Below are 11,621 nucleotides of genomic sequence, written 5' to 3' on the forward strand. Positions count from 1 at the left end.
GAAATGTATGAAGAACTGGAGAACGCTTATTCTCGGATTGGTGGTTTGCGCCAATGCCGCGTTCGCAGCACCCCAAGAAGTGGATAAAGTCGCCGCCGTCGTGGATAACGGCGTGGTACTCGAAAGCGACGTCAACGGTCTGTTGCAGTCAGTCAAGCTCAACGCCCAGCAGGCCGGCCAACAGTTGCCGGACGACAAGACGCTGCGCCATCAGATCATCGAACGGCTGATCATGGATAACATCCAGCTGCAGATGGCCAAGAAAATGGGCATCACCGTGTCCGACGCCGAGCTGGACAAAGCGATCGCCAACATCGCCGCGCAGAACCGCATGAACGTCGATCAGCTGCGCAGCCGCCTGTCGTACGAAGGGTTGAACTACAACACCTACCGTTCGCAGATCCGCAAAGAGATGCTGATTTCCGAAGTGCGTAACAACGAAGTGCGCCGCCGCGTCACCATCCTGCCGCAGGAAGTGGACGCGCTGGCCAAACAGGTGGGCGCGCAGAACGGCAGCGACACCGAAATGAACATCAGCCACATCCTGATCCCGCTGCCGGAAAACCCGTCGCAGCAGCAGGTCGATAAAGCCGAAGAGCTGGCCAAACGCCTGATGGGTGAGATCAACAGCGGCGCCGACTTCGGCAAGCTGGCGATCACCTACTCCGCCGATTCTCAGGCGCTGAAAGGCGGCAACATGGGCTGGGGCAAGCTGCAAGAGATCCCGACCCTGTTCGCTGAACGTCTGGTGAGCGCCAAGAAAGGCGACGTCGTCGGCCCAATCCGTTCCGGCGTCGGCTTCCACATCCTGAAAGTGAACGACATCCGCGGCGCGAGCCAGTCGGTGTCGGTCACCGAAGTGCACGCCCGTCACATCCTGCTGAAGCCTTCGGTGGTGCTGACTGACGATCAGGCGCGCGCCAAGCTGCAATCCGTTGCGGAAGCGATCAAGAGCGGCCGCGCCAAATTCGCCGACGAAGCCAAACAGCTGTCGCAGGATCCGGGTTCCGCCATGCAGGGCGGCGATCTGGGCTGGGCCTCCCCGGACATCTACGATCCGGCCTTCCGCGATGCGTTGCTGAAGCTGAGCAAAGGTGAAATCAGCGCGCCGGTGCACTCTTCCTTCGGTTGGCACCTGATTCAGCTGCTGGATACCCGTCAGGTGGATAAAACCGACGCCGCGCAGAAAGATCGCGCTTACCGCATGCTGTTCAACCGTAAGTTCGCCGAAGAGGCGCAGACCTGGATGCAGGAACAGCGTGCCCAGGCTTACGTGAAGATCCTCGATGGCAGCGATGCACAGCAATAAACGCGTTGTCATTACCCCCGGCGAACCCGCCGGGGTGGGGCCGGATTTGGTAGCCGCCCTGGCGCAACAGGATTGGCCTGTTGAGCTGGTGGTGTGCGCCGATCCGGCCCTGCTGCTTGAACGCGCGAAGCGTTTGGGCCTGCCGCTGACGCTGCGCGACTACCAACCGCAGCAACCGGCCGAGGCGCAACGCGCCGGCACGCTGACCGTGCTGCCGGTGTCGCTCGCTCAGCCGGTCACCGCCGGTGAACTGAACGTAGGCAACAGCGCCTACGTGGTGGAAACCCTGGCGCGCGCCTGCGACGGTTGCCTGAACGGCGAGTTTTCCGCCCTGATCACCGGCCCGGTGAACAAAGGCGTGATCAACGACGCCGGCGTGCCGTTTATCGGCCATACCGAATTCTTTGCCGATCGCAGCCGCTGCGATCGCGTGGTGATGATGCTCGCGACCGAAGAGCTGCGCGTGGCGCTGGCGACCACCCACCTGCCGCTACTGGCGGTGCCGGGCGCCATCACGCAGCAGAGCCTGTTCGAAGTCATTCGCATTCTCGACCACGATCTGAAAAACAAATTTGGCATCGCCCAGCCGCACATTTACGTCTGCGGTCTGAATCCCCACGCCGGGGAAGGCGGCCATATGGGGCGCGAAGAGATAGACACCATCATCCCGGCGCTCGACGCGCTGCGCGCTGACGGTATCCATCTGATCGGCCCGCTGCCGGCGGACACCCTGTTCCAGCCCAAATATCTGCAAGATGCCGATGCGGTGCTGGCGATGTATCACGATCAGGGGCTGCCGGTGCTAAAATACCAAGGGTTCGGCCGCGCGGTGAATATCACCCTCGGTTTGCCTTTCATACGCACCTCGGTCGACCACGGTACCGCTCTGGAACTGGCCGGCACCGGCACCGCCGATGTCGGCAGTTTCCAAACGGCCCTGAATCTCGCCATTAAAATGATAATTAATTGTAATGAATAACAGAGTCCACCAAGGGCACTTTGCCCGCAAACGCTTTGGACAAAACTTTTTAACCGATCAGTTTGTCATCGATAGCATTGTCTCCGCCATTCACCCGCAACCGGGCGAAGCGGTGGTCGAGATCGGCCCCGGCCTCGGCGCCTTGACCGAGCCGGTCGGCGCACGCATGGACCGCATGACGGTGATCGAACTGGACCGCGATCTGGCCACCCGGTTGGAGAACCACCCGCGGTTGAAAGACAAGCTGACCATCCACCAGCAGGACGCCATGACGGTGAATTTCGCCGAACTGGCCGAGGAAGCTGGCCAACCGCTGCGCGTATTTGGTAACCTGCCGTACAATATTTCGACGCCGCTGATGTTCCACCTTTTCAGCTATACTCAGGCAATCCGCGACATGCACTTTATGTTGCAAAAAGAGGTGGTCAACCGTCTGGTGGCCGGCCCAAACAGCAAGGCCTACGGGCGTTTGACCGTGATGGCGCAGTACTACTGCAACGTCATTCCGGTGCTGGAAGTGCCGCCGACCGCGTTCGCGCCGCCGCCGAAGGTCGATTCCGCCGTGGTGCGTCTGGTGCCGCACAGCGTGCTGCCGAACCCGGTGGGCGACGTGCGCATGCTGAGCCGCATCACCACGCAGGCGTTCAACCAACGGCGGAAAACCATCCGCAACAGCCTGAGCGACCTGTTCACGCCGGAACAGCTGATGGAACTGGGCGTCGATCCTTCGCTCAGAGCAGAGAATATTTCTGTGGCGCAGTACTGCAAGCTGGCCAACTGGCTGTCAGCCAATCCGGCGCCGCAGCAATAAGGAGTTGTTGTCATGATTGATTCGCCCCGCGTGTGTATTCAGGTTCAGAGCATCTATGTGGAATCACAGTCGATCCCTGAAGAAGAGCGTTACGTCTTCGCCTATACCATCACCATCCGCAATCTGGGGCGGACCGACGTGCAACTGCTGGGCCGTTACTGGCTGATCACCAACAGCAACGGCCGCCAAACCGAAGTCCAGGGCGAAGGCGTGATCGGCGAACAGCCCGTCATTCCGCCCGGCGGAGAGTTTCAGTACACCAGCGGTGCCATTCTGGAAACGCCGCTGGGCACCATGGAAGGCCATTACGAAATGGTTGACCATCAGGGTCAGCCGTTCCGCACCGCTATTCCCGTGTTTCGCTTAGCCATTCCAACGCTGATCCATTAATTATGTCGACATACCTTATCGGCGACGTTCACGGCTGTTTCGATGAACTGAAGTCGCTGCTGGCTCAGGCTGCGTTCGATCCCGAGCGCGATCAACTGTGGCTGACCGGCGATCTGGTGGCGCGCGGCCCCGCCTCGCTGGACGTGCTGCGCTACGTGCGCTCGCTCGGCCCGGCGGTGCGCATGGTGCTAGGCAACCACGATCTGCACCTGCTGGCGGTTTACGCCGGCATCAGCCGCAACAAACCCAAAGATCGCATCACCCCGCTGCTGGAGGCGCCTGACGCCGACGAGCTGATCAACTGGCTGCGCCGCCAACCGGTGCTGCAGGTGGACGATGAGCAAAAGCTGGTGATGGCGCACGCCGGCATCACTCCGCAGTGGGATATCGACACCGCGAAAATGTGCGCGCGCGAAGTGGAAGCGGTATTGAGCAGCGACAGCTACCCGCTGTTCCTCGACGCCATGTACGGCGACATGCCGAACAACTGGGCGCCGGAGCTGAGCGGCCTGGCGCGCCTGCGTTTCAGCACCAATGCGCTGACGCGCATGCGCTACTGCTTCCCCAACGGCCAACTCGACATGATCTGCAAAGATGCGCCGGGCAGCGCGCCGGCGCCGCTGAAGCCGTGGTTCGAACTGCCGCGCCTGGTCGACCCCGAATACACCATCATCTTCGGCCACTGGGCCTCGCTCGAAGGCAAGGGCACGCCGGAAGGCGTGATCGGGCTGGATACCGGCTGTTGCTGGGGCGGTGACTTGACGATGCTGCGCTGGGAAGACCGCCGTTACTTCACGCAGCCCGCCAATCGGGGCGAGGCGTCTGACCACGCCGGCAGATTAGCCGCATCCTGAAAATACAAAGGCGGCCCGGTGGCCGCCTTTGTTTTCTATATTGTCGCCTTACGCCCCAATCACCCCGCCATCTTCACGCGTGATCATCAATACCGATGAACGCGGGCGCGGGCTGTTGTTCGGGAAGTGCGAATCGCCCTCTTCTCCCGGATGTTGTACGTTGACGAACATCGTCTTGTAGTCCGGAGTGAAAGTGATGCCGGTCAATTCGCAGGACTTCGGTCCCACCATGAAACGGCGGATCTCGCCGCTGATCGGATCGCCCACCAACATCTGGTTGTTGCCCTGCCCGACATAATCGCCCTTGTTGCTGTACTTGCCGTCGGTGAGGATCCACAGGCGGCCGGCGCGATCAAAGCCCAGCCCGTCCGGGCTGTTGAAGGTATTTTCCGCCGTGATATTCGGCGTGCCGCGGTTGACGCCCTCGGGGTGGGCGATCGGGTTGCCGCACAGCGCATAGATATCCCAGGCGAAGACGTCGGCGGTGGCGTCGCCGCCTTCGTCCCAGCGAATGATCTGGCCATAGATATTGTTTGGTCGCGGGTTGGCGGCGTTCAGCGGCATCCCTTCCTCACCGCGCTTGCTGTTGTTGGTCAGCGTACAGTATGCGCGACCGTCATGCGGGTTCACCGCGATCCACTCCGGGCGATCCATTTTGGTGGCGCCGACCTGCTGCGCCGCCTTGCGGGCGAAGATCAGCACTTCGGCCTCGTCGCGGAAACCGTTCTCCGGCGTCAGGCCATTCTTGCCAAACTCAAGCGCAATCCAGCGTCCTTTGCCCTTCAGCGGCGTGCCGGCCTCATCGCCGTCGAACTGCGCCACGTACAGCGTTCCCTCGTCCAGCAGCGTGCGATTGTTGGCCGGATTGGCGGCGTCGACCACGCCTTTGGAAACGTACTTATAGATATGTTCGCCGCGCTCGTCGTCGCCCATGTACACCACCAGACGGCCGTCTTTGGCCACGGTCACCGCCGCGTTTTCATGCTTGAAGCGGCCGAGCGCGGTGTGCTTGATGGGCGTCGAGCTCGGATTCAGCGGATCGATCTCGACGATCCAGCCGTGACGGTTGAATTCGTTGGGATTCTTCGCCACATCGAAGCGCTCGTCATAGTCCGGCCAGTTGCGCTCCGGTTCACTGACCTTCAGCGTGTAGCGCTTTTGTTCCGGCGTGGTTCGATAATCGGCCTGACGGGTGCCGAAATAGGTGTCGAAGTTTTCCTCGCAGGTCAGATAGGTCCCCCACGGCGTCTTGCCGTTGGCGCAGTTGCCGAAGGTGCCCAGCACCTTGCGGCCGCTCGGATCGGCGGCGGTCTGCAGCAGCGGGTGCCCGGCGGCCGGGCCGCTGAACTGCATTTCGCTGTTGGCGGTGATGCGGCGGTTATAGCGCGATGGACGTTCCACCTCCCAGCGCTGGCCGTCGCCGACCCGCTTGACCGCGACAATGGAGACGCCGTGCGCCGCCTGCGACTTGCGCACCTCTTCCAGGCTGGTGGCTTTGGCGCCGCCGTGGGCGAACAGATACTGTTCGTTGACGTATTCGTTATTGATGGCCATCACGCCGTGATTGTCATCGATAGGGAAGAAGCTCATACCGTCATTGTTATCGCCAAACTGTTTTTCCTGATCGGCGGCGCTGTTGTTGCCCTGCGGATCGAAGGCCGGCGCGCCGTCCACCAGCGGCTCACCCCAGGAGATCAGCACCTCCGCGCGGTAGCCCGGCGCGATGGTCACCTCGTCGGCGGTAGATGCGGCGATGCCCTGAAAGCCCAGCAGCGTGTTCGGCGGCAGATCCTCGGCCAACGCCTCGGCGGAAACCGACCAGATGCCGCCGCCGAGAAAGCCGGCCAGGCCGACGGCGCCGGCGCTGCCAAGCAGCAGCTTGCGGCGAGTGGGATCGATCAGGCGGTCGGCGTCTAATTGCTCAATTTGCTTGGTCATAACGTGGTTACCTTTTTAGTTATGGCGCCGCGGTCAAGATTCACCAGAGTTGCCGTGGCGCTCGGAGTTGGGCTTCATACTAATCAGGTAATGTGACGGAAAGGTTACAAATGACCGGCGCAAAAAGGCCGGGGGCGCAATTGCTTGCGCCCCCGGGAGAGTTGGCTAACGGGCTGAAATCAGCGGCGCTGCAGGATTTCGAAGCAGTAGCTGTGCGAGTTCAGATTGTCGGCGTCGTGGAATTCGCTGAACGTGGTTTCCCACTCGTCCGGCTCGTAATCCGGGAAGTGGGTATCGCCGCCGACTTCGGCGTCGATGTGCGTCAGGTACAGACGGTCGGCGCGCGGCAGCAGCTGGGTATAGATGCGCCCACCGCCGATCACCATCACTTCCTCCACGTCGCCCGCGGCGGCCAGCGCCTCATCCAGCGAGGTTACCCAGGTCACCCCGGCTTCGCTGCCCGGGCGGCTGCTCAAAACGATATTGTGGCGGCCCGGCAGCGGGCGGCCGATGGACTCGAAGGTCTTGCGGCCCATAATAACCGGCTTATTCAACGTATTGCGTTTAAACCACGCAAGGTCCGCCGGCAGGTGCCACGGCATGGCGTTTTCCATGCCAATAACGCGATCCGCCGCCAAGGCAGCGATCAGGCTGATAATCATTGTTTAACCCTGTGTAGGCAGCAAAATTGGTGACACTATACGTAAAGGCCTGAGTGCCGTCGATAGGCTAATCAAGCAAGATGAATATATAAGATAGCTCTTATCAGTATATCTAATAACCAACGATCGCCCGCCGGGCGATTTCACACGCCGGGGCGTTTGCGGTACAGCCACAGGCCCGGTAACGACAGGCCGATCGACAACGCGCCGACGATGAAACTGGCCTTGAGGAAGTTGGTGATCATGGTCTCCATCAGGGCTTCGCTGTAGCCCAGATGCGAGATCTCCACCACCGTGATCATCGCGGTATAGGCGGAAATGCCGGGGAACATCGGGATCACCGCCGCCACGGTGAACACCTTCGGATGCGCCAACAGCCAGCGCGACCAGTAGATGCCGATGATGCCAATCAGGATCGCCGCCAACAGCGAGGCCCACTCAATGTTCATGCCGGCATGCATCATCAGCATGCGCGAACCGCGCCCGATAGCCCCGAGCAATGCGCAATAGCGCAGCGCGCGCAACGGCACGTTAAACACCATGGCGAAGCCCAGCGCCGGCACCGCCGCCAACAGCATCTCCTGCAACAAGGCCCACAGCAGATTCATGACCACCCCCGCAGATCCCACAGCGACATCGCCATCACCACGCCGATACAGGTCGCCAGCGTCAGCAGGCTGGCCATCGCCCAGCGCGCCAGTCCGGTATTGACGTGCCCCTTGAACATGTCGGCCACCGCGTTGATCAGCGGGAAGCCCGGCACCAGCAGCAACACGCTGGCGGCCATCGCCACGCTCGAGGTGTCTTTAAACGCCGGCAGGCGCAGCAGCAGCCCGGAGATCGACGTCGCGACAAATGCCGTCAGGCAAAAATTGATCAGCGGATTCATCTGGCGGGCGGTGAGGATCTGGCGCACCAGCATCGCCGCGCCGCTGGCGATAAAGGTCACCAGGAAGGCGTCGCCGCCGCCGCCGTTGAGCATGCTGAAGCACCCGCAGGACAGCCCTACCATCAATACCACCAGCCAGCGCGGGTAGCGCAGCGGCCGAATCCTTTCAAAGCGGCGCGCCACGTCGTGCGCATCCGCCAGGCGATGCTCGGCGAGGATCACGATATGCTGCACTTCGGTCACCACCTGCATATTGATGCCGCGATCGACGTTCTTGCGGGTGGTGGTCAGGCAGGCGCCATGGCTAAGAGTGGTCAACACCACCGCATTGGCGGAGATCGAGCTTTCCACGCTGTCCATCCCCAGCGCCAGCCCCAGGCGGGTCGACAGCTGTTCCACCACCGTGCTCTCGGCGCCGTGCTGCAACAGCAGCAGCGCGCATTGAATGCACAGTCGAGTGATTTCGCGTTGTTGCCGGTGCGGTTCCGGCCTGTCTGTGGCGGTAGTGGTCGTCTGCTGCATGGTGCTCCGTCGCTGGCGGGAGATGAATTATTATCATAGAGCCTAACAATACCTCATTGGGTTGATGCGCATCAGAGGAAGCGGCGTTATTATCGCCAGATTGCTGCCTTTTGCGCGAGACGTCTCCCATGCTTGAAACTTCGTTGTTCGTCGCCGGCATTGCCGCCCTCGGCATGCTCTCCCCCGGCCCGGATTTTTTCCTGGTGATCAAAAACGCCGCCCGCTACCCGCGGCTGGCCGCCATGATGACCGCCTTCGGCGTGATCTGCGGCGTCGCCACCCACATGTCCTATTGCGTCGCCGGGCTGGCGGTGGTGATCACCACCACGCCGTGGCTGTTCAACCTGCTGAAATACGCCGGGGCAGTCTATCTGGTGTGGATCGGCATCCAGGCGCTGCTGTCGCGCGGCGGCGGCAAAATGAACGTCAGCAATCTGCCGCAGCAGCAGGTCAGCCTGAAGAGCGCCTTTGCGCAAGGCTACCTGTGCAACCTGCTGAATCCGAAAGCCACCCTGTTCTTCCTGGCGGTCTTCACCCAGGTGCTGCAGATCGATTCCGGTCTGGGTGACAAGCTGTGGTACGCGGGGATTATTCTCGGCCTGTCGGTCATCTGGTGGCCGCTGCTGGTATTTTTGATCCAGAGCGGGCCGGTGCGCCGCGGGCTGGAAAAGACGCAGAAGATCGTCGACAAATTGCTGGGCGGCATGTTGATCGCCTTAGGCATCAAGGTCGCGCTGAGCTAAGCAAAAAAGGGGCGCCATCACGGCGCCCCTCCCCTTATCCTTTGGCTTCCACCACTTCATCCTCCGGCGCCTTGCCGTCGATACTGCCGCGCCAACCGGTCTGCTGCACCCGCGCCAGCCGATTCTGATCCTGCTCGATGGCCGCGCTGAGCATCTCCTTGGCCCGCTGCAGGCTGGCGATACGGAATTCAGTATCCTGGTAATTATCCAGCGTATCTTCCAGCATCTTCAGGTTATAGCGACGGAACGTGTCCGCTTTCTCGCGCGCCTCATAGGCGTCCAGCCCCAGCAACTCCAGCGTTTCACGGCCGACGCGCAGCGAGCTTTCGAAGGTTTCGCGCTCCGGTTTTTCCACCCCCAGCTGCCGCAACTGATACCAGTGATCGACGTCGCGCGCCCGCGCCACCACCTTAAGATGCGGGAAGTGCTGCCTGGCCAGCTCGGTTAACGCCAGGCTGTCCTCCACGTCGTCGATGGCGTTGATCAGCACCTTGGCGTGAGCGGCGCCGGCGGCCTCCAGCAGATCGGCGCGCGTGGCGTCGCCATAGAACACCTTGGTATCGAATTTGCGCAGCGTTTCGATATGGTCCGGATCGTGATCCAGTACCACGGTGTGCACGCCGTTGGCCAACAGTAAACGACCGGCGATCTGGCCGAAACGGCCGAAGCCGGCGATGATCACGCTGGCGTTCTCGTCATCAATGACGTCAGCCGGGCGATCCTCTTTCGGCGCATTTTTCTCCAGCTGCGCGGCGATCACCAACAGCAGCGGGGTGGCCGCCATCGACAGCGCCACCGCCAGCGTCAGCGACTTGGCCCATTCAACCGGCAAGACGCCGGCCAGCTGCGCGGCGCTGAAGATCACGAAGGCGAACTCACTGCCCTGCCCCAGCAGAATGGCGAACAGGCCGCGCTGGCGCTTCGGCACGCCGAGCAGCGGCCCAATCAGCCACAGCAACGCCGCCTTGATCAACATAAAGCCCAGCAGCAACGAGGCGATCAGCAACGGATGATGGAACAGCGTGCCGAAGTCGATCGACATGCCGACGCCGATGAAGAACAGCCCCAGCAGCAATCCCTTGAACGGCTGAATATCGCTCTCCAGCGCGTGGCGGTATTCCGAGCTCGCCAACAGCACCCCGGCGAGGAACGCCCCCATCGCCATCGACAGCCCGGCCATCTCCAGCAGGATGCCGAAGCCGAACACCAGGAACAACGCCACGGCGCTGAACACTTCGCGCATGCCCGAACGGGCGACGAAGTGCAGCAGCGGACGGGTGACGTAGCGGCCGAGCAACACCACCATCGTCAACGCGCCCACCACCTTGGCCGCCGACAGCATGAAAGCGCCCAGCGTGGTGGTGGCGCCGCTGCTGGCCAGCAGCGGGATCATCGCCACCAGCGGGATCGCCGCGATATCCTGGAACAGCAGCACCGCAAACGCGCTACGGCCGATCGGCGACGGCGTCAGATTGCGTTCGCTCATTGCCTGCATGGCAATGGCGGTGGATGAGAGCGCCAGCGTCAGGCCAATCAGCAACGCCACCTTCCAGTTAAGGCCAAGGAAGTAACAGAAGGCGCTCAGCGCCAGGCCGCAACCCACCATCTGAATGCTGCCGCCGCCGAATACCGAGGCACGCAGCGTCCACAGCCGTTTAGGATCCAGCTCCAGGCCGATGATAAACAGCATCAGCACCACGCCGATCTCGGCGAAGGTCAGGATCGATTCGGCGTCCGACACCAGCTTCAGCCCCCAGGGGCCAATGATGCAACCGGCGATCAGGTAACCGAGCACCGAGCCCAGTCCCAGGCGCACCGCAATCGGCACAAACAGCGCCGCGGAGCCGAGGTAGATCAGCCCTTCGATCATCATGTGGTGATTATCCATGGCTGGCCTCCCGGGTTTCCGCTTCGGCATGTTCCATCAGGTAGTCGACCAGCCGCTGGCGGTAGGCTTCGCCGGCGGCGAGCAGCGCCGGCTCGTTGCAGGTAAAGGTATTGTGCACGGCGAAATAAGGCAGCCAGGTCATGCCGCAATAGATCGCCGTGGCCTGCAGCGGCTGCGCCAGCGCGGCGAAGTTGGGGAAGTCGCCCAGCTCGAAGTGGTGCTCGTCGCCGCCGCTGGTCACCGCCCACAGGCAGTCTTTACCCACCAGCGCATTGCCGTCGTGGCCGTAGGCCCAGCCGTGCTCCAGCACTTTGTCGATCCACAGCTTCAACAACGGCGGGAAGCTGTACCACTGCATCGGATGTTGCAGCACCACCAGGTCGGCGCGCTCCACCGCCCGCTGTTCGGCGTTGATGTCGATATTGAAATCGGGGTACAGCTCATACAGCGAGCGCACCTCCACCTCGGGGAGATCCTTCACCGCCTGCAGCAGGCGGTGATTGGCATGCGAATGCCGGGGATACGGGTGAGCATAAATTATCAGAATCATTGTTATCGTCGTTCCTTCGTTCCTTGCCAATACACCAAGCATATACCAATCACACAGAGTGACAGTTTGCCCACTGATTGATAGCG

At 61.7% G+C, this 11,621-nt stretch carries 12 protein-coding genes; 6 read left to right on the forward strand and 6 right to left on the reverse strand.

Going from position 1 to position 11,621, the window contains the following annotated elements:
• Positions 1 to 7 precede the first annotated feature (7 nt).
• The 5 genes from surA to apaH are packed head-to-tail and all read left to right on the forward strand — an operon-like array spanning position 8 to position 4,343.
• Positions 8 to 1,309, forward strand: a complete 1,302-nt coding sequence (gene surA, locus ACMGGK_RS20155) for a peptidylprolyl isomerase SurA (protein ID WP_420277156.1) — start codon at positions 8 to 10, stop codon at positions 1,307 to 1,309.
• Positions 1,296 to 2,288 (forward strand): 4-hydroxythreonine-4-phosphate dehydrogenase PdxA, encoded by a 993-nt coding sequence (gene pdxA, locus ACMGGK_RS20160; RefSeq protein WP_049300201.1) that lies wholly within the window; start codon positions 1,296 to 1,298, stop codon positions 2,286 to 2,288. The genes surA and pdxA overlap by 14 nt, the downstream gene beginning before the upstream one ends.
• A complete protein-coding gene (gene rsmA, locus ACMGGK_RS20165; protein WP_420277157.1) occupies positions 2,281 to 3,099 on the forward strand; it encodes a 16S rRNA (adenine(1518)-N(6)/adenine(1519)-N(6))-dimethyltransferase RsmA in 819 nt (272 codons plus the stop codon). Before pdxA ends, rsmA begins: the two co-directional genes overlap by 8 nt.
• 12 nt (positions 3,100 to 3,111) lie before the next feature.
• Positions 3,112 to 3,489, forward strand: a complete 378-nt coding sequence (gene apaG, locus ACMGGK_RS20170) for a Co2+/Mg2+ efflux protein ApaG (protein ID WP_016929119.1) — start codon at positions 3,112 to 3,114, stop codon at positions 3,487 to 3,489.
• Positions 3,490 to 3,491: 2 nt separating this feature from the next.
• Positions 3,492 to 4,343 (forward strand): bis(5'-nucleosyl)-tetraphosphatase (symmetrical) ApaH, encoded by an 852-nt coding sequence (gene apaH / locus ACMGGK_RS20175; protein ID WP_016929120.1) that lies wholly within the window; start codon positions 3,492 to 3,494, stop codon positions 4,341 to 4,343.
• Between the two features lie 48 nt (positions 4,344 to 4,391).
• On the opposite strand, the gene ACMGGK_RS20180 is transcribed toward apaH, so the two are convergent.
• The 4 genes from ACMGGK_RS20180 to ACMGGK_RS20195 all read right to left on the reverse strand — a co-directional run bounded on the left by ACMGGK_RS20180 (position 4,392) and on the right by ACMGGK_RS20195 (position 8,354).
• A complete protein-coding gene (locus ACMGGK_RS20180) occupies positions 4,392 to 6,281 on the reverse strand; it encodes a PhoX family protein (RefSeq protein ID WP_016929121.1) in 1,890 nt (629 codons plus the stop codon).
• Positions 6,282 to 6,460: 179 nt separating this feature from the next.
• Positions 6,461 to 6,943 (reverse strand): type 3 dihydrofolate reductase, encoded by a 483-nt coding sequence (folA, locus tag ACMGGK_RS20185; RefSeq protein ID WP_016929122.1) that lies wholly within the window; start codon positions 6,941 to 6,943, stop codon positions 6,461 to 6,463.
• A 143-nt stretch (positions 6,944 to 7,086) separates the two neighbouring features.
• Positions 7,087 to 7,551 (reverse strand): threonine/serine exporter, encoded by a 465-nt coding sequence (locus ACMGGK_RS20190; RefSeq protein WP_015376621.1) that lies wholly within the window; start codon positions 7,549 to 7,551, stop codon positions 7,087 to 7,089.
• Positions 7,548 to 8,354: a threonine/serine ThrE exporter family protein gene (locus ACMGGK_RS20195; protein WP_016929123.1), complete on the reverse strand. Its 807-nt coding sequence runs from the start codon at positions 8,352 to 8,354 to the stop codon at positions 7,548 to 7,550. The genes ACMGGK_RS20190 and ACMGGK_RS20195 overlap by 4 nt, the downstream gene beginning before the upstream one ends.
• Before the next feature lie 128 nt (positions 8,355 to 8,482).
• Here ACMGGK_RS20195 and ACMGGK_RS20200 point away from each other — a divergent pair, with 128 nt between their 5' ends.
• Positions 8,483 to 9,097, forward strand: a complete 615-nt coding sequence (locus ACMGGK_RS20200) for a LysE family translocator (protein ID WP_015376619.1) — start codon at positions 8,483 to 8,485, stop codon at positions 9,095 to 9,097.
• A 34-nt stretch (positions 9,098 to 9,131) separates the two neighbouring features.
• On the opposite strand, the gene kefC is transcribed toward ACMGGK_RS20200, so the two are convergent.
• Entirely contained in the window at positions 9,132 to 10,985 is a 1,854-nt protein-coding gene (gene kefC / locus ACMGGK_RS20205; protein WP_021505358.1) for a glutathione-regulated potassium-efflux system protein KefC, read from the reverse strand.
• Complete coding sequence (gene kefF / locus ACMGGK_RS20210) at positions 10,978 to 11,535, reverse strand: glutathione-regulated potassium-efflux system oxidoreductase KefF (protein ID WP_004932911.1); 558 nt, start codon at positions 11,533 to 11,535, stop codon at positions 10,978 to 10,980. The genes kefC and kefF overlap by 8 nt, the downstream gene beginning before the upstream one ends.
• Positions 11,536 to 11,621: the final 86 nt, after the last annotated feature.

Origin of the sequence: Serratia sp. BNK-33-b (genome assembly GCF_048684565.1) — a bacterium.
Taxonomy (GTDB): Bacteria; Pseudomonadota; Gammaproteobacteria; order Enterobacterales; family Enterobacteriaceae; genus Serratia; species Serratia marcescens.